The sequence below is a fragment of the Erwinia sp. V71 genome (assembly GCF_965644245.1).
In the GTDB taxonomy this organism is placed as follows: Bacteria; Pseudomonadota; Gammaproteobacteria; order Enterobacterales; family Enterobacteriaceae; genus Erwinia.
In genome coordinates, this window is sequence record NZ_CBFFRK010000054.1 from 1 (window position 1) to 18,512 (window position 18,512).

General features: G+C 48.3%; 19 protein-coding genes. 18 read left to right on the top strand and 1 reads right to left on the bottom strand.

Annotated elements, in window-relative coordinates; translation table 11 throughout:
* The first annotated feature begins 1,056 nt into the window (after positions 1–1,056).
* Positions 1,057–1,956 (top strand): integrase domain-containing protein, encoded by a 900-nt coding sequence (locus ACSZO1_RS12635; protein ID WP_006786007.1) that lies wholly within the window; start codon positions 1,057–1,059, stop codon positions 1,954–1,956.
* 66 nt (positions 1,957–2,022) lie between these two features.
* Here the strand turns inward: ACSZO1_RS12635 and ACSZO1_RS12640 are convergent, their stop codons facing one another.
* Entirely contained in the window at positions 2,023–2,640 is a 618-nt protein-coding gene (locus ACSZO1_RS12640) for a recombinase family protein (protein ID WP_437613045.1), read from the bottom strand.
* Between the two features lie 433 nt (positions 2,641–3,073).
* Between ACSZO1_RS12640 and ACSZO1_RS12645 the strand changes: the two genes are divergently transcribed.
* From ACSZO1_RS12645 to ACSZO1_RS12725, 17 genes are all read left to right on the top strand, one after another.
* Complete coding sequence (locus ACSZO1_RS12645; RefSeq protein ID WP_155985506.1) at positions 3,074–3,442, top strand: hypothetical protein; 369 nt, start codon at positions 3,074–3,076, stop codon at positions 3,440–3,442.
* A complete protein-coding gene (locus tag ACSZO1_RS12650; protein WP_437613047.1) occupies positions 3,435–3,794 on the top strand; it encodes a hypothetical protein in 360 nt (119 codons plus the stop codon). Before ACSZO1_RS12645 ends, ACSZO1_RS12650 begins: the two co-directional genes overlap by 8 nt.
* A gap of 100 nt (positions 3,795–3,894) precedes the next feature.
* Entirely contained in the window at positions 3,895–4,260 is a 366-nt protein-coding gene (locus tag ACSZO1_RS12655) for a hypothetical protein (protein WP_347480364.1), read from the top strand.
* 85 nt (positions 4,261–4,345) lie between these two features.
* A complete protein-coding gene (locus ACSZO1_RS12660) occupies positions 4,346–4,993 on the top strand; it encodes a hypothetical protein (protein ID WP_437613049.1) in 648 nt (215 codons plus the stop codon).
* Between the two features lie 30 nt (positions 4,994–5,023).
* Positions 5,024–5,671: a DUF3085 domain-containing protein gene (locus ACSZO1_RS12665; protein WP_437613051.1), complete on the top strand. Its 648-nt coding sequence runs from the start codon at positions 5,024–5,026 to the stop codon at positions 5,669–5,671.
* A gap of 67 nt (positions 5,672–5,738) precedes the next feature.
* Positions 5,739–6,086 carry a hypothetical protein gene (locus ACSZO1_RS12670; protein ID WP_029591441.1) on the top strand — a complete coding sequence of 116 codons (348 nt, stop codon included), beginning with the start codon at positions 5,739–5,741 and terminating at the stop codon, positions 6,084–6,086.
* An 81-nt stretch (positions 6,087–6,167) separates the two neighbouring features.
* Complete coding sequence (locus ACSZO1_RS12675; RefSeq protein WP_437613054.1) at positions 6,168–7,154, top strand: ArdC family protein; 987 nt, start codon at positions 6,168–6,170, stop codon at positions 7,152–7,154.
* 106 nt (positions 7,155–7,260) lie between these two features.
* Positions 7,261–8,193, top strand: coding sequence for a DUF1281 domain-containing protein (locus ACSZO1_RS12680; protein ID WP_437613055.1), 933 nt, complete (start codon positions 7,261–7,263; stop codon positions 8,191–8,193).
* A gap of 104 nt (positions 8,194–8,297) precedes the next feature.
* Positions 8,298–8,981 (top strand): N-6 DNA methylase, encoded by a 684-nt coding sequence (locus ACSZO1_RS12685; RefSeq protein WP_437613058.1) that lies wholly within the window; start codon positions 8,298–8,300, stop codon positions 8,979–8,981.
* A 583-nt stretch (positions 8,982–9,564) separates the two neighbouring features.
* Positions 9,565–9,921: a hypothetical protein gene (locus tag ACSZO1_RS12690; protein ID WP_347480357.1), complete on the top strand. Its 357-nt coding sequence runs from the start codon at positions 9,565–9,567 to the stop codon at positions 9,919–9,921.
* Positions 9,922–10,047: 126 nt separating this feature from the next.
* Complete coding sequence (ectB, locus tag ACSZO1_RS12695; RefSeq protein ID WP_437613060.1) at positions 10,048–11,340, top strand: diaminobutyrate--2-oxoglutarate transaminase; 1,293 nt, start codon at positions 10,048–10,050, stop codon at positions 11,338–11,340.
* Complete coding sequence (locus tag ACSZO1_RS12700) at positions 11,340–11,795, top strand: N-acetyltransferase family protein (RefSeq protein ID WP_437613062.1); 456 nt, start codon at positions 11,340–11,342, stop codon at positions 11,793–11,795. Before ectB ends, ACSZO1_RS12700 begins: the two co-directional genes overlap by 1 nt.
* A 9-nt stretch (positions 11,796–11,804) precedes the next feature.
* Complete coding sequence (locus ACSZO1_RS12705) at positions 11,805–13,079, top strand: SidA/IucD/PvdA family monooxygenase (protein WP_347480354.1); 1,275 nt, start codon at positions 11,805–11,807, stop codon at positions 13,077–13,079.
* A gap of 17 nt (positions 13,080–13,096) precedes the next feature.
* Positions 13,097–13,717, top strand: a complete 621-nt coding sequence (locus ACSZO1_RS12710; protein WP_437613065.1) for a LysE family translocator — start codon at positions 13,097–13,099, stop codon at positions 13,715–13,717.
* A gap of 452 nt (positions 13,718–14,169) precedes the next feature.
* Complete coding sequence (locus ACSZO1_RS12715; protein ID WP_437613067.1) at positions 14,170–15,678, top strand: UvrD-helicase domain-containing protein; 1,509 nt, start codon at positions 14,170–14,172, stop codon at positions 15,676–15,678.
* 66 nt (positions 15,679–15,744) lie between these two features.
* Complete coding sequence (locus ACSZO1_RS12720; protein ID WP_437613069.1) at positions 15,745–17,364, top strand: TraI domain-containing protein; 1,620 nt, start codon at positions 15,745–15,747, stop codon at positions 17,362–17,364.
* A gap of 60 nt (positions 17,365–17,424) precedes the next feature.
* Entirely contained in the window at positions 17,425–18,456 is a 1,032-nt protein-coding gene (locus ACSZO1_RS12725) for a tyrosine-type recombinase/integrase (RefSeq protein ID WP_347480350.1), read from the top strand.
* Positions 18,457–18,512: the final 56 nt, after the last annotated feature.

Here is an 18,512-nt window from a genome sequence, read left to right on the forward strand (position 1 = left end):
ATTCAGGCAACCGTCTGTGGTGTTTGCAGAGCTAAGATTGGCGGCTTAGCGTTGCACTTCGGAGTTGAATCCGCCAACCACTTTTATCGGAGAAAACTACATATTACTCACCCAAAAAACGATGTCTACATCCATTTGACGTCGTATTTCCCTATTGGTACTATCAAACTGTTGTATTGTCGCACTGGCGACCACCAATGCTCTTGTAGCCTGTGATGAGCGCCTTCGGGTGGCTACAGTCGCACTTAAGCTGCGACCACCAATGTTCCGGCAGTCTGTGAGGAGCGCCTTCGGGTGACTGCACAATAAAACTCTCTAAGCCTGAAAGGGAGTACATGAAAAATGTGGCAAATCTGCTCACCTTTGAAAGCAGATATCGTCCATGAAAGCGCACTATGACGCGACGATGAAGGTTTACTGTGTAGCATAGCTGCCAGTTTCAATTCACTTCCGTTCTGTGAACGGCATCAGTTCAACGTCTTCTCATTTGCAGTGATACGCCCTGAGTTTCGTACGACTTTTGCACCGACGTATAAGGCCATTTGGTACATTTGGCCGCTTACGGAGTTGCATTAGGAGCACGAAGCTGCGCGGCGTCACTTGTGAAGTGGCGAAGACACTACCAAGTGACGCGCGCAGCGCATAACGTCTCAACCCACGTACGACGTGGTTTTCAACGTTTTACTACCATCTGACCAACATGTAGTCCGTGTCAGTACGGTATTAAACTCACTTTTACATCAACGTAAGCACGACGGAAGGCCGTCTGAACGTTCAACTATCAGTAAGGAGGAAATCGACTCGGTATCGATGGCGACACTACGAACAGTAGTGTTGGAGGCAGCTTGACGTAAGTCAGCTCTGCATAAGCAGCAAACAGATCAGAGATCTGGGGTGCCTCGCAAGAACTCAACAATTCGCCGCCCCGATGCACAGATACCAGTTGAGACGCAGGAAGCGCAAAAGCAACCGTGTCGTCGGGGATGAATTACTGGGGTACAGATCCGTCCGCTTATTTACAAGCCGAGGGACGTGTATCCCTGTGGAGATATAGGAATGTCCAGATTCAGTAAACAGCTGTGCAAACAACTTGTCACACTTGCTCGTCAGGGACGGGGAAGTTATAAAACTGTGGCTGACCGCTCAAGAATTGCAGAACGTTTTTCTGAACGTCTGTCTGAACTGAATATTCAGATTAGGGACGTAAAACATATCAAAACTTCCCATATTGAAAAGTATATTGAGAGCAGGAAGGCAGACAGTTTGTCTCTCCGGACGTTACAGAATGAGATGTCTGCTATCCGCTCTGTTTTATTATCAGCAGGGAGAAATAAACTGGCCGATCCCAATCATACCAGCCTGAGTAATCAGGCCCTTGGAATTTCTGGTGCTAACCGGGATGGAACTAAACTCCCTATTACAGATGAAAAACTTAATGCGGTTGTGAATTTTGCGCTTAAAAAAGATGAAGGTGTTGCGCTCGCGGTACAACTTTCCCGATATCTTGGATTGAGAACGGAAGAAACCGTGCAGTCCGCAAAGTCGTTAAAAACATGGAAGCAGTCATTGATTAACAATAATGAGCGTGTCCGTGTTGTTTTCGGGACGAAAGGCGGGCGGCCGAGAGAAACAACAGTTTTCAATCGTGAAAAAGTTTTATCAATTCTGGATAAGGCAATTCATTATGTCAGTGAACATAACGGAAAGCTGATTGATAAACCCTCTCTGCATACCGCAATTGATCGTTACCGAAATATTGTAAGAGAGGCAGGGATGAATGGTAAAAATGCGCCGCACAGTTTACGTTATGCTTACTCACGGGATGCTGTAAATCATCATATTAAAAATGGAATGAGTCGCGACGAAGCCGAGGCATTAGTTTCAATGGACCTGGGCCACGGAGATGGCCGGGGGCGGTATATCAAACAGGTTTATTTTCGTGGGGAAACAGAATAGACGTTTTTACACTTCAATTTTAGGATGTAACGCCACAGCACAATCAGGGCTGTGGCTTATTCAAAATCAATCTTTATTCTTACATGCTCTAATAACGGTCATGCGTGATACGCCAGCGAGCCTTGCCGTTTCGTTTATTGACTTTCCGTTTTTCTTGCGGAGAGTTCTTATTAATTCATGTTTTTCCTTGTCTGCCAGCCTTCCCCTGTATTTTCCCTTCTCCCTGGCGCTTGTAATTCCCTCCATCTGCCTTCTGCGGCGATCTTCATAATCTTTACGAGCAATTGCGGCTAACATATCCAGCATCATATTATTCACTACCCGGAGCATACTACGGGTAAAGTCATCAGCTGAGGAGCTGGATAGCGCAATATGACTTGTAGGCAGATCAAGGCTTATTATTGAAATCGATTTCTCATGAATCATCTTTTTTAAAGACTCCCAGCCGTTATCATCCAAACGTGAAAGCCGATCTACTTGTTCTATAACTATCGCATCTCCTGGCTCTGCATCCTGAAGCAGTCTCATCAGTTCCGGTCGATGCAATGCTGCACCTGAAGCATTTTCAACATACCAGCCAGCTATGCGATGATTGTGTTGTTGAGCAAAGTCCTTGAGCCTCGCTTTTGCACGCAACGCATCCTGTTCTTGTGTTGAAGCACGAAGATATCCAAATATAAACAAAGTCCCTCCGGCAGTAACATTAAAATAGTCACATTCCAATTGGTATCATATGAATGGTAACTTATTTATATTCTATCAATAAATTGGGTAGTATTTAATAGGTATACCCATTTGATACCACAGTTGACATAAGCTCCATTTGCTCTGAAAATGAACAGGCTTATACGTTGCTTTTGCAACCACCAATGGTTCAGTAGCCTGTGAGAATCGCCTTCGGGTGGCTACAAAAAAGCTCCTGCAACCTGAAAGGGAGCAAACTTTGGTAAATCTGCACACCTTTGAGAGCAGATATCGTCAATGTAAGCGCACTATGACGCGACGATAAAGGTTCCTTCTGTACTAACCAGACAGTCAGAATGTTGTCTTTTCTGACTCCCCGACGGGAAACACTTCCCGGTCGGGCAGGTGTTTCCTTTTTTTATGGAGAAACACAATGTCTGTCATCTCTTCTGCGGTTTTCCCTGAACATCTCCTTACTCAGCTTCAGCAGTCTGCTGACGCAGTTGTCCGGAGATTGAAATCTTTCATTTATCTGCATCGCAACAGCAGCTGGTATGTCAACGGCTCGGGCAATTATGCCGTCCGTGCGCATATCTCTTCTGTCAAAGATCAGGGCGTTAACGTCTTTCTTACCGTTCGTACAGGTTGCCACCGCGCTGAGTATGTATTTCACCGCCTGCCGGTTTCCTTTCCTGAGGGAATCACAGGTCGTCGAAACGCATACCTCTATGCCTGCCGTCAGGCACAGCATCTGGCACACCTGCGCTATCGTTTTCTTTCCGGAGGGCATTCTCATGACTGAAGCACTGCACGATGTCACTTTCCGTATTCTGTCGATGTCTGAGACGCGACGGGATGTATGTCCCGCTCAGTATGGCCACGTAAGTGGCGTTTTCATCCGGGGCGTAATCCTCAGAGATAACGTCTCCTGTGGCGAACAGGTTTTTGTCGCACCGCTCGGTGATTGTGATCCAGCTGACCCCGAACTTTGCGTCTGGTGTCAGTATTACGGATATTCTTCCCGGGTTAAGGCCGGCGACATACTGGATGGTGTGGCCGTTTCTGGCATAAATTTCGCTGATCCACTGTCGTTAGCTGTGCTGCAACGCCTCCGCTTTAATCCTGAATATGTGTATCAGGAGCAGAGGCACTGAACTGATCGGCTGATGAACGCCGGCCGAAAATGTTGTGGACCCTGACGGGGATATCTCTCCGTCAGAGAGGATATCCCGTTATTTACCTGAGGATATACCCATGCACACAGATGTTTATACGCTTAAAACTCCACTGGACACGCTCAGCTGGCTTTGCCTGCTGGAGAGTGAACTCCTGAGCATCAGGGCATTTCAGCGTCTCGATCTTCATACGGATCGGGATGAACCCAATGAACTGACGTATCTGGAAGATGCCATTATTAACGCCGGCACAGCTTATGGCTGGTTTGTCTGTTTTCTCAGGGACGGTGATATTCCGCCGCTGCCTGCCACTGACAGACAACTTCTCTGCACACTGGACAGTCTCGGTAAAGAAATTAACCGGCCTTTCTGGGAGCAGGCTGTGACCCGCGGGCAGGATGAGGCTTGTGGTGACAAAGCTATCGCGGTCCTCGAAATGATGTAATCAGACAGACAGAACACACCCTGACGGGGATTTACTCCCGTCCGGGGGATAAATCCCCCTTTTTTTCTTCGCGGAGGATTTATCAATGAAAGACCTGTCTTCTTCCCCGGCTTCCATGTCGGTTGTCTATACCATCGAGCACGTCAGCACGGTTCCGTTGCGACACTGGCATGCTTTCGTTCTGGCCGTTACAGAAACTTTCTGGCAACTGCCGGTGCGTCTGCGTCCGGGAAATATGTATCTGCCGTCGCTTAACCGCGCGGCCGATTTGTTTCCGGTTGCTGATGTCATGGCGTTCTGTGGCGATTCAGGCGGCTGTTTCTGGCCGGTCAACATGACCATTGAGCGGGAGCGCAGCCACAATACGCTGAGTATCCAGGAGCTGGATTTTCAGCATCAGCCCTGCGATTTCTTTGCGCGTGTTGTGATGGTCCTGCTGCATAACCTGTGTCCGGACAGCTTCCGGATACATTCTTCAGACGAGGGTCGCAGCTGGGCGTTACCGTTACGCTGGATTGAACAACATCTCGGCCTGCCTGAGCAACCGACGCTGACCGCGCCGCAGCCAGTACTGAAAACACCGGTAGGCGAGGGCGCGTTTGATTCCCTGCTGCTGCAGCTGCTCTCCGGTGGTGAGCGGGTGCTTAGCAATGAGGACTGGAATGCCTTCGTGCTGGCGGAATTCCATCTGTACGAACTGAAGCGGATCGCGGAAACATCTGACTCGTTTTAAACAGTAATGACTTTAACCCCGTCGGGAGAGATGACTCCGGACGGAGCGGCTCTCCCGTTTTTACAGGAGAGCCCCATGCTTTTTTTCGACAATAAAGAGCTGACGAACGTCCTGCTGACCGCCCGCATGCAGGGAGGCCAGCTGCATCTGGCAAAGGATGAGGGTGTTTATCTGATGCCGGCCACCGGTGCCTGGCAGGGCAACGATCCGGTGCCGCGTATTGCGTATGCCGCAGGGTGTCACCCTCAGAAAAATGAGGACTGGTACGACACGGCGCGCCTGCTTGCCGGCGGCGATGATTTCATTGAATCACTGACGATAAGCGACGCGATCGCCACCTCTGTACTGTCCGGCAGGACGGACCTGAGGATCCTGATTACCGACACACAGATACAGGTGCTCACCGCAGCGACTGACCGGGTGAAAGTGGCGCAGTATCGCCAGAAGGCCGATCAGCTTTTGGCTAGTGCAGTCTGTCACTTCAGTGCCTGTGTCGGGCCTGATGAACTCTGCCGCTGGCGTGAAAACGCCGTGCGTCTGCTGACGCAGGCGGCCTTCATCAGCTGTAAGCGGGCGAAGCCTGAAGATCATCAAACCTTTCTGAACGCCTGTGGCAGGCTGCAGGCCAGGTTATCGCAGGTGACCTCGCAGGGGGCGCTGCGAATAACCGGACGTTAACTCACCCCGGCAGGGACTTTTCCTGCCGGAAAGGTTCCTGCTTCTTTCTGAACCGAAGGAGGCCCGTATGGGACTGGATATTTTTCTCTACAGCCAGCACAGGCAGATCGTCGCAGTACCGGCACCGTATCATCCGGTGTGTGAACTGAGCCGCGATTTTTCACTGATTACCTGGGTGGATAAGCATGTCGGTGAGGTGGAAAACGCGACCTGTCTGGAACTGTCACGCGAGCATATTCAGCAACTGAAAGAGAGGCTGGACTGTGCGATTGCGACATTTACAGAGGGTAATGAGGATAATCCGCTTCTTCAGCGCCGGCTGCAGTACGTTTTCACCCTGCGTGACAGGCTGGAAAGCCTGCTCAGTGATTTTGACTTTGAACATGAATACCTGTGGTTTTATGCCGCATGGTAACTGACTTCTGAATTTCCCGTCGACGGGCGTATCTCTGCGCCCGCCGGCGCAGAGGTATGCCTCTGATTAAAGGTATATCTCATGAAAAAAACGACTTCACGTAAGGCGGCCCGCCGTCCGGCAAAACAGACTGACCTTTATCGCCAGATCACCGACCGCATTGTTGTCGCGCTGGAAAATGGCGTCGCGCCCTGGCGTAAGCCGTGGCGCGCTGCAGCCGGCAGCGGTCTGGCCGGTCTGCCCCTGAATGCCACAACCGGACGTCACTACAGCGGCGTGAATGTCCTGCTTCTCTGGATGTCAGCGGAAGAGCAGGGTTTCCGCAATAACCGCTGGATGACTTACCGGCAGGCGCAGCAGGCTGGCGGGCAGGTGCGTAAGGGAGAGAAAGCCACCCTGGCGGTGGTTTATAAGGACTGGACGAAGCAGGCGGAGGATCGTGAAGGCAACCGCCTTTATGACAGTGACGGTAAACCGCTGATGGAAACCGTGCCGATGCTCAAACCCCTGCAGCTGTTCAACGCTGAGCAGTGTGAGGGGTTGCCGGCAGAGGTTGCGGCTTCTCCTGAACAGCCCCCGACGGTGGATGAGGACGGCATACTCTGTCCGGACGTGATGAACAGGGTGATCCGGATGTTTAACGCCTCAGGGGTTAAACACCGGATGCTGCCTCAGAACCGGGCTTATTACCGCCCGCTGACGGATGAAATTGTGATGCCGATGGCTGAGCAGTTTTTTACGGAGGCGGACTGCTGGTCCACGCTGTTGCATGAGCTGGTACACAGTACCGGTCATGCGAAGCGACTTAACCGGGAGGGGATAACCTCCTCATCCCGGCAGTTCGGGGACCCCGTGTATGCCTTTGAGGAGCTCATCGCCGAAATGGGCAGCGCGTTTTTGTGTGCTCAGCTCGGCGTGTTCGGTGAGGTTCAGCACGACAGCTATGTGGACCACTGGCTGAAGGTGCTGAAATCTGACAAAAAGGCCCTGTTCCGCGCCTGCCGGCATGCCCGGGAAGCGTCGGAATATCTGCTGGCACTGCCTTTAAGTCAGGCTGTGGCGGCGTAATTAACTTATCCGGTGACGGTTATTCCGTAACTGTCGCCGTCCCGTGAGGACACCGCTCCTCACGGGGCTGTGTCCTCTTTTTTTTTATGAAAGAGGAGTATTCACTATGTCCGAATGGTGTCATAACCGCCTGGAAATCACCGGTAAATCCGTCTGCATCGATGTCATGCTGCAGTGGATAAACGGCACTGACGTACCGCGTCACCGCCACGCCGTGCAGCAGAGCATACAGCTGTTTCTGGCTGGCGCGGCGGGGATACTCAAGCCGGTGCGGACCACGTCGTATCCGCCCTGTCAGGGGCTGGTCCGTGCAGGCACAGGGCTTTCCACTGCGGCCAATCAGGCGTTTGAAAGCTGGCTGGCGCTCCTGCTGAAGGATGCCGTCCTCGATGCGGAAACCATCAGAGCCATTGACCGGCTGTATCACCAGTCAGGCCTGGGCGCGCTGAAATGGGAGAATATTCCCGACCCGGCACGTGAGGTTATGGCGGAGCTGATTGCCAGGCAATACACCGACTGGTTTGGTCTGGTCAGCGCCGGCGATGAGTCTGATGCCGCAACTGCCTGGGAGCGGCTCAGCCAGTATCCTGAACGCTCCCAGCCCTGCGATATGCTGGCCGTCATACCTACGCGGCTGGCAGCAGAGCTGAACGGCTCCGGGGGGCTGATGTCAGGCGTATCGACCACAACCAGCCTCTACTGCCGACAATACGGCATGGAGTGGCCTGCCGGGCACAATGTCAACTGGCAGCGGCATTCGCCAAACAGTCTTACGTTGCAGATGGACACGCCCTGGCTCCCGCCGTCAGGTGAGGTTGTCGGGGAAATCTCAGCGGTGTTTGACTGCGAGGTGCGTCACAGCTACAGCGAGCCCGTGAGCGGGCTCAGCGGTTACGACTGCTATGACGGCGGTGAGCATGTTGACGGACACAAAGGCGCGTCCGGCGCGCCTCAACCCGGACAGGTGCTTTATCTCGTCAGCGATGAGCCCGCTTCACCGGCTCAGGAACCTGCATCATATCGTGAGGTCCGGGGGTAAAAGCCTGCTCCTCCGTTAACCCGGCCACGGCACTGCCGTGGCTTTTACCCTCAGGGGACACGTCCCATGGTCAGGGTGCGTGTCCCTTTTTTATGGAGAAACGCATGCCTGGCATGATTAACCACGAAAAAGCCTTTGTTAAGTTGTTCAGTCAGACGGCCCGGTATCATCACCGGTTTAAAGTGTTCGAAGACTTCATCAGCTGCAGCGTCATCGCACTGGAAAACCGGCTTCATTTCAGTGAAGTGCGGGAGCAAAAGTATCTGCGTATAGTCGGTGGATACGAAAAGGAGGATGTCACGCGCATGGCGCAGCTGCTGGCCCACGTTGTTAACGGGCTGGGAGAAGCGTCCGGGGACTTCCTGGGCCGCGTCTTCATGCAGCTGGAGCTGGGTGACAAATACCGGGGGCAGTTTTTCACGCCCTGGGACGTGGCCAGAATGATGGCGGCCATGCAGCTGGGCGACACTGAAGCGCTGTTCCGTGACAAACCCTTCATCACCCTGAGTGAACCTGCGTGCGGTGCCGGCTGCATGGTACTGGCATTTGCCGATGTTCTGCGAAAAGCGGGGTGGCCACCGCACCGGTATCTGTGGGTCTCCGCGACAGATATCGATCCGCTTGCGGCCGGAATGGCATACATACAGCTGTCCCTGTGCGGGATTGCCGGCGAAGTGGTGGTAGGCAATACCCTGGTGAATGAACGACGCCGGATACTTTACACACCCGGGCATTATCTCGGCGGCTGGCCTGTTCGTCTGAGTTCACGGCACTTTCAGGCGGCATAATCAAATCCACATGCTCCCGGCCGGGAGCGTTTTTTATTTCTGAAGCATGGTATCTGGTTTTTTATCGTAGTGAACGCTTCCCGCTGTCAGGCTGTTTTTTTCACATCTGCTGCTGCGGGAGAACACTGTGACCTGGAAAACAACAGCCGAACAAAACGCCATCATCGAATGGAAGGGTAATCATCTTGTGGTAAATGCGTTTGCCGGCACAGGAAAAACCTCCACGTAAACGAAAGATAATTAAAATTATTCTCATGAGGAATAAAGTATGCACCAATTTATGTATTCATCTACGGTGGCTACCAGAGAACTGATATTAAAGACGAATATACGTTCATCGCTGCTACCCAGTTTGAACGTTGTACTGGATCAATACTCAATGGCTCTCGGTGCTTAGATAACGTTATCTGACCAATTTCACTTTACAGTATATATTAATTGGTTTTTGTTCTTTTGTTTGTGCGGGAAAAATGTTGATTATTCTTAGAATGAATATGCGGTATTTTAGATATGAATTGAAATGCTATTTCCAGTGAAAAATGATGGTTGACAATGAATGCATCGAATTAACAGGAGGTTGTAAGTGTGTAAGGTTACTTTTTCTAGACTTAGGACATCCCCAAAGGTAAGTCAGTTTTTTTTGCCCATAATGCTTTTAGGTGATTCTGGTAAAGATGTTGTATATGAGAGAGTTTTTGAATTTGCAAAAGGTTGTGGAAGCGTAAATGATATGGTTTTTGTGAATATTTATTACCCAAGAGACCCGGGTCTGATAGCTTTCTTCTCAGAAATTTTATATAACCAATCGAAAAACTTAGCATTATCAAAGTTATATGTTTCCACATACAATATGACAGCGCGGTTGAACGAGCTATCTTTAACCGACATTGAGGGTGTTTTTTCTCGTTTTGATGATTTGACACTTTTTTATGATAGTTGATGAAAACGGTTTTCAATGAATGATTCCTTCCACCATGAATTGAATAACGAAAGATAATTTTGTTAATTGACTTTTTGTGTAGAGTGTAAAATATTAATATTTCTTATGTGTCAGGAGGTTCTTATTATGTCGCTGATTAATACTTTGAGTACAGAAGATGATACGTTCCGATTAAAAAATTTTGCAGAGCGTCATGAATCGAAAGTTCGTTCTTATTCGAGAGATTTCCCAGTGGTTTTCAATCGGGCATCGGGGTCGTTATTGTATTCAGATACAAATAAACCATACCTAGATTTCTTCTCTGGTGCAGGTGCACTCAATTACGGTCATAATAACCCTGTACTAAAAGAGTCTCTGGTTTCATACATAACAAATGATGGTATCTCTCATGGTCTGGACCTCTTTACTAGTGCAAAAGAAAGGTTCATTAGAAATTTTGTGCAATATATCCTCTCTCCAAGAAATTTCGACTATAAGTTACAATTCTGCGGGCCAACCGGAACGAATGCTGTAGAAGCTGCGGTTAAAATTGCAAGAAAATTTACCGGAAGAAGGAATGTCATATCATTTACTAATGCCTTTCATGGAATGTCTCTTGGAGCTCTTTCACTTACTGCTAATCCAAAAAAAAGGAAGGGAGCGGGAGTAAGTCTTCATGACACTATATTTATGCCATACGACGGCTATCTTGGCGATGGGATTGATACCTCGTCAATACTGAAAGCAATGCTTCAGGACGGTAGCGGTCTCGATAAACCTGCAGCGATCATCGTCGAGACAATTCAGGGTGAGGGTGGCGTAAATACGGCTTCAAAAAACTGGTTACGCAACATTTATAGAGTTGCAAAAGAACTGGATATATTATTTATCGTAGACGATATACAGGCAGGATGTGGGAGAAGTGGAAAATTTTTCAGCTTCGAAGAATACCAGATAATCCCTGACATAGTTGTACTTTCCAAATCCTTAAGTGGATATGGCCTACCAATGTCATTGCTATTACTATCTCCTGATGTAGATATCTGGGAACCTGGAGAACATAATGGGACGTTCAGGGGTAACAATCATGCTTTTATAACAGCAGGGACGGCTATTTCACATTTTTGGTCAACTAAAGAATTTAGTGATGAACTTGAAATAAAATCTAATTTTTTTGAAAGGTCACTTAACGATCTCAAACAAAAACACCCTCACATTGGAATTCGTGGTCGTGGTTTTTTAAGAGGGATTTCATTTGAAAACGACAAGACTGCTACAGAAGTGTCTTCCGAGGCTTTCAAACTTGGATTGATTGTTGAGACCTCTGGAGTTAGGGGGCATATACTTAAATTGCTGCCTGCACTTACAGCTAGTCATCAGCAGTTGCAAGATGGTATCAATATTATTTCTGATGCAATCCATCGGATAAGGGGAGAATGATGTCCATAATTATACGATATGGTACGCCAGATGATGGTGAGCAGCTTTCTATGCTGGTAGATCTTTATAGAGAATTCTATGGGGAGGAAATCAATCATTCTCGTTCATTGGAGTTTGTTCGAGAACGATTATATCTCGGGGATTCGAAAGTGATCGTCGCAGTGTCTGGCGGAAAAATTGTAGGGTTTGTTCAGTTATTTCCTTCTTTTTCTACAGTAACTTTACAACGTTTATGGATACTAAATGATTTATATGTTCTGGAAGATTTTCGCTCACGCAAGGTTGGACTTAAATTACTTGAGTCGGCAAAAGCATTTGCATTAGAGCATGGAGCCAAAGAATTATTTATTGAGGGAGCAGTTTCAAATGCTCGAGCCCGTGCTGTGTACGAGCGTTTCGGATTTGTCGAGAATATAGAATATAAATATTATCATTTGCCACTTAACTCTCTATAGGAGACGGTTATGTCTAATGAATATGATGTTATTGGTGTAGGTTTTGGTCCATCTAATATAGCATTGGCCGTAGCGTTACAAGAGAAGTATCCAGAATCAAATTTTGTTTTTCTGGAGAAAAGGGCGAGGGTTGATTGGCAGCCAAATATGTTGCTTAGTGGATCAGATATACAAAATAATCCATTGCGAGATTTTGTCACACCACGAAATCCCAAGAGCCATTACGGTTTTATTAATTATCTTAAAGAACAAAACCGTTTGTTCGATTTTTTGAATCTACCTCTCCATTATCCTCTGCGTAGCGAGTATGCGGGATACGTTCGTTGGGTTGCATCTCACTTTAAAAATAACGTAATACTCAATGCTGAAGTGGAGTCTGTAACTTATGACAGAACATCTTCTGAATACCCTTGGGTAATAAGCAGTAAAGAAGGCACTACATACCGTACTAAAAATCTTATATGGGGGACAGGAAGAGAGCCAAATATTCCTGAAGTTTATAAGCATGCTCTTGGTGATTCAGTCTTTCACCTCAATGACTTTGAAAGTAAAATTACTATCGGTGAGGATGAGACGGAAACTATCGCCGTATTAGGGGCTAGCCAGAGTGCTGTTGAGATAATTCTTGATCTTGCAAACAGATATCCAGATAAAAAAATTATTTCTATTCAGAGAGGCTTTGGTTTCCGCCTCAAAGACACAAGTCCATTTAGTGACCATGTTTATTTCCCGGATTTTGTCTCTTACTACCATGCTCTTGAACCAGAAAAAAGGAAGAGTCTTGACAGACAGTTGCGTGGGACCAATTATAGTTCTGCGGATGCGGACGTTATAAATTCACTTTATGTTAAAATTTACGAAGAGAAATTGCATGGAAAGAACAGAATAATAATTCTTAATAATACCGAAGTACTTTCAATTAAAGAAGGGACAAGCGGTAAAATATCTGTAGGATTACGAGAGGTGAATACAGAGGAAACATCAAGCATAAATGTAGATAAATTTGTCCTTGCCACTGGATTCAAGGATATAGCTTTGGGAGAAAAAGGTGAAAAGTATCCCAATAAAATGGAGAGTATTTACCCTCTGCTCAACAAAGATAAGGATGGAGTGATGGTTATTGAAAGGAATTATGAGGCGAAATTCATCGGTAATGTAAAAAGCAATTTGTACCTGAATGGACTTTGCGAGTCTTCACATGGACTTGGCGATGCAGGATCTTTTAGTCTTTTGTCAATTCGTTCAGAAGTAATAGCTGATTCTATTTATGATGATTCAAAGTAGCTCCGAGGGATGTATAAATGTTTTATGCGGTTTTTATTTATTTAATGGCTGTAATTAGCCCAGGTCCAAATTTTATCCTTGTGAGCCGTTACTCTGCATTGGGAAGTATAAAGCTCGGACTTGCGGTAATTTTTGGGATATGCACGGTTGGAGTTTTTTTTTCAACACTATCATTACTTGGCCTGTCAAGTGTCATACATTTATTTCCGGCCTTTTCAAAAGTATCGGTAGTTTTTGGTGCAGTATATTTGATTTACATAGCTTATGTTGTTTTTATCAGTACGCTGCAGAGTAAAAATACGAGGGGGGAGGGAGAAGATCTTGGAGGTAGGATTAAGAGTGGAACTGCTGCTGCTTTCAATATAGGTGCACTTACTAATATCCTTAATATGAAAACAATTGCGTTTATGATTAGTATATATTCAGGTTTCCTTTCCGTGCCGCGTAGCATTTATGAGCAGGTCGCTGTCGTGTTAATTTGTAGTTCCTTAGAGTTTTCTTGGTACTTTTTCGTAGCAATTGTATTTTCCAGGTCTGCAGTGAAGACTGCTTTTTATCGTTACAGGAGATTTATAGACAGAGGGTTGGCGTTATTTTTGGTATTGTTTGCCTTCCAGAATGTTTACTCTGTCATTTGACTTTTTGAATAGATTTACTGCTGAAAAGGAGTTTTTTTTTTGCCGTTTTTATTTAACATGTTGGGGTTATTGTTTTCTGTCGAAGTGTGACCCTTCTGATGCCATGGTGATTTCTCTCATATTTCCTCAGTCGGGGAATCCTATGGCCTAAAAAACCACTTTAGAAATCTTCCGGCATACTGATTATGTTGTTGTACAAGATTGTCGGTGAGGTGGGGACCGATAACACTCTCTTGAATGAACGACGCTGAATACTTTACCCCCGGGCACTATCTCGGCGGCTGGCCTGTTCGTCTGGATCCACGGCACTTTCAGGCGGCATAATCACATCCAAACGCTCCCGAGCGGGAGCGTTTTTTTATTTCTGAAGCAGAGTATCTGGTTTTTTATCGTAGTGAACGCTTACCGCTGTCAGGTTGTTTTTTTCACATCTGCTGCTTCGGGAGAACACAGTGACCTGGAAAACAACAGCCGAACAAAATGCCATCATCGAATGGAAGGGTAATCATCTTGTGGTAAATGCGTTTGCAGGCGCAGGAAAAACCTCCACATTAGTGAACTACGCTGAAGCCAACCCGGAAAGTAAGATGCTTTACCTCGCCTATAATCGCGCTGTGCGGGATGAGGCTGAACGCAAATTCCCCTATAACGTAGAGTGTAAAACGTCGCATCAGCTTGCATGGGCCCGTTTCGGCAAGCATTTCCGTGACCGGCTGACAGCCAGTCTGCGCATTACGGATGTGGCCAGAAAGCTCAATACCCGCCACTGGCCGCTGGCGCGGCTGGCGCTTAGCGGGCTGAACATGTTCCTCTGCAGTGCTGACCCCGAGCCGGGGCTGATACATCTGCCTGCTGAGGATGATCGCCACGGTCTCGATGCAGGTAAAATTCTGGGGGCAATCCAAATCCTCTGGTATGAAATGAGCCGTACTGATTCAGTCTTTCCCGTCACGCACGACACCTACCTCAAACTGTTCCAGCTCTCTAATCCTGACCTGTCAAAACGCTGGGACACCATCCTCTTCGACGAGGCACAGGACGCCAATCCGGTGACCAGTGCATTTGTACTGAATCAGCCCTGCCGGGTCATTCTGGTCGGCGACCGTTACCAGCAGATATACCGGTTTCGCGGGGCAGATAATGCACTGAGTGCCCCGCAGCTGGCGCAGGCAGACCAGTTATGGCTGACAGCGAGTTTTCGGTTTGGCCCTGAGGTCGCGCGGATGGCCAACATCCTGCTTGAACGTGCCGGAGAGGAAAAGCGCGTGACAGGTAACGGGGGGCAGGATGCTGTCGTCAGCAGCCTTCCGGCAGGGGCTGAGCATATTGCTGTACTGAGCCGGACGGTATCCGGCGTGATCGGCAGTGCCCTGACGGCAAGCCTTATGGAGAAAAATGTCTTCTGGGTCGGGGGGATTGAAGGCTACAAAACAGAGGAGCTGGAAGACCTGTACTGGTTCTCCGCCGATATGCCTGAAAAGATGCAGTCCCCGCGCCTCAGCCGGGACTATCGGGATTTTGAAGAATACTGCTCAATAGCAAAAGCCACACAGGACGTGGAGATGAACCAGGCCATTCGTCTGCTGGATGACTTTTTTCCACTACCGCAAAAGCTGGCCATCATGCGCCGTCAGGTGGTAACCCATGAGAAAGACGCTCAGGTCACGGTTTCAACCGCACACCGCAGCAAAGGGCTGGAATGGGCGGTGGTAATGCTGAGTGAGGATTTTACTGACATTACCGACCCGCTTCTTTCGCAGGATGAGCGGCAGGATGAGACTAACCTGCTGTACGTGGCTGTCACCCGGGCCAGAAGAACGCTTGTGCTTAACGAACTGATGCGCTGGCTGAGCGATGAAGGCGGGAAAAATCGCGAGACGACGCACGAAACCGTACCGTCCGGAAATGGAGAGAGCGCCGACAGGCACGAAGAAACGGGAAAAACTTCTGAGAGTGAGTAACTGGTTTTTTATGGTGAAGCGCGGGGAGTGTCACAACACTGGGCAGCCCTATACCAGGAGAAAATCATGCGCGACAGAATCAGGACCCTTAGGTTTCTGTTTTCAAAAGATGAACCGGAACCATTACATCATGTATCCGTTGTCACACCTGCCGGCTACCACACTCCGCGTACGGTCGATACGCTGTGCCGTAGTCCGTTAAGAAAAAACTGTCTGCAACAAATATGGGAAAACAGCTCACTTCCGGCGGATGTTTATCACCGGCTTTATATAACACCACTGCATGGCTTACTGGCCAGGGTACAGAATGTGCCGGCAACACAGCAGGGAAGGTGGTCGCAGTCAGACGGCTTCGGGGACCTTACGCTGCAGTTCACAACCTGTGCGGTCAGACTGGCCAAAGGATACATGTTTCCGCCCGGAGCTGCGCCAGAAGAGCAGGCAGAGCAAAACGTGATGTGGAATGCGGTCATTTTCTGGTCTGCACTGTTCTGGCATTTGCCGCTCCTGGCGTCTCTGGAAGGGGAGCTGCTTGATGGTAAAAGCTGGCTTCCGGGAATAACCGTTCCGGACTCACCTTATCGATTTCGCTTCCGGGAAGCTGACAACTCCTCAGCTTTTGCAGCGCTGGCAGCCGGACAACTCATGCCGGCAGAGGCGACAGGCTGGCTGGCAGAGAATCCCGAAGCTCTGGGAAATCTTGCCGGTTCCTTATGGAACCAGCATCCAGCAATGCCACTTATCAGAAGCTTAATGAAGCAAGCTGCCGAAAAGGTGGAATCGCCTTCGCTGGAGGTATCTGGGGCAAATGAGAAAGTTAACACCCTCATAGAGCCGGCTCTTTCAGTTCCGCAAACGCCGTCTGATCAAGAGATTGAATTAGAACCGTTAGTACAAACAACATTGAAAACTTCATCGCCAGAAGCTGCAGATTTGCAGGGAGTTCAACTCGCATCTTCTGTTGCACCGGTGCCGATGGCTGATGGCAGCAATCTCGTCAGCAATGAAAAGGCAGGCGAGAGTGCGGAATGTGATCCACACGAAACAGAGAAGGCTGATACAGAGATGCTGCTAAGCCTTTTCAGTGCCATTGAAGAGCCTGATATGACCGGGACTGAAGCATGTGATGAAGAGTCTTCAATCAGTACGAGAACAGAAAATGAGCCAGAATTTCCCCCCCTTAATGAACTACTTCCAGATGCTGATAAGCCTGAGATAAATCAGACAGTAGCTGAAGGCTCTTTCCCTGAACGCGGTGTGGAGGATAACATCCCTTTACACAGAACTAACATTGACGCACAAAAAACAGTGATAAAAAAACAGACTGGCACTGAATTTCTAAGGTGGCTTTCTGAAGGACTTAAGAGCAAGCGAATTGACATTAATCAGCCTGATTCGAGGGCGCATGCAGTTGCAGGGTTCATCTTTCTCAGGGTTCCGGACATATTTTATCTTTACATCAGAGAAAGCGGAGCAGAGCTAAGCAGGGATACCATACAAATGGAATTTGAGAAGCTGCATATTCACAGGGTGCGCCGGGGAGAGCGTTTTATTAAAGCGAAACTGTACCACTCTCCTGGCAAAGAAGGCACGTTTAAACCTGTAAGTGGATATCTTGTCAAGACTACACACCTTTTCAGAGGAGCGTCTTCCCCTGAAGACAGCGGGCTTCTGTCTTTCCTGTGAAGGAGGGGCAGTCCATGAGGGCCCTTAAGGGCAGCTTGATTTAGAAAAAGGAAATGCTGTATGTCTGACAAAAACCATTATACGACATGGGAAGAATTACTTGAGGAGTACTTCTTCGCCCGAAACCTGCGCGCTGCAACAGAATGGAGCTACGCAAAGGTTGTAAAGGGGTTCCTGAAATTTACGGGGGCTGACACAACCCCATCAATGGTTACTCATCATGAAGTTCTAAGATGGCGGCGATATGTACTCAGAGAAAAACAACAATCGGCGCAGACCTGGAACAATAAAATTGCACATCTCAGGGCCCTCTATAACTATGCTATGGAAAGTGGTTTATTGCCTGAGGGCAAAAACCCTTTTAACAACTGCACTGTACAGCGGGACAGAAAGAAAAAACGGACTTTAAACCGCTCTCAGCTAACCCGGCTTTATCTGATAATGCAGCAGGCTGAAATTGAATCCAACCGGAAAATTTTCGCACGTGGCGGGCGGAGTGCGCTTTACCCGGCATGGTTCTGGATAACCGTCCTGGATACGCTCAGATATACGGGAATGAGGCAAAATCAACTGCTGCATATTCAGCTCAGGGACGTCAATCTGACAGAAGGCTATATAGATCTGCGCCTTGAGGGGAGTAAAACGCACAGGGAATGGCGCGTTCCCGTTGTTAAGCAGCTGCGTTTGCGGCTACAGCTTCTTCTTACACGGGCAGCGGAGGCTGGAGCCGGGCCAAAAGATAACCTCTTCGATGTCAGTTTTTACATTGCCGGGAAAAAAGCAAAATTTGACAGAAATGATGTGACCGTGATGCATCAAAAGATCCGCTCCTTTTTTCGCCGCCTGTCAAAGGAATGTGGTTTTGCCGTTTCGCCGCACCGTTTCAGACATACCTTAGCTACAGAACTGATGAAAGCACCGGAAAGGAATCTTCAGCTGGTTAAAGATTTACTGGGTCATCGTAGCGTAAGCACAACAATGGAATATGTGGAACTCAAGATGGACATTGTGGGAAAAACACTGGAAGAAGAATTGTCGCTGCACACAGATCTTTGTGTAGAAAGGGAATTACAACTATTGACACAAAACTGATTGACTGGGATTATTGCCAGTGATCGAGAACAGGGAGCCTGCTGTCACAGGCTCCC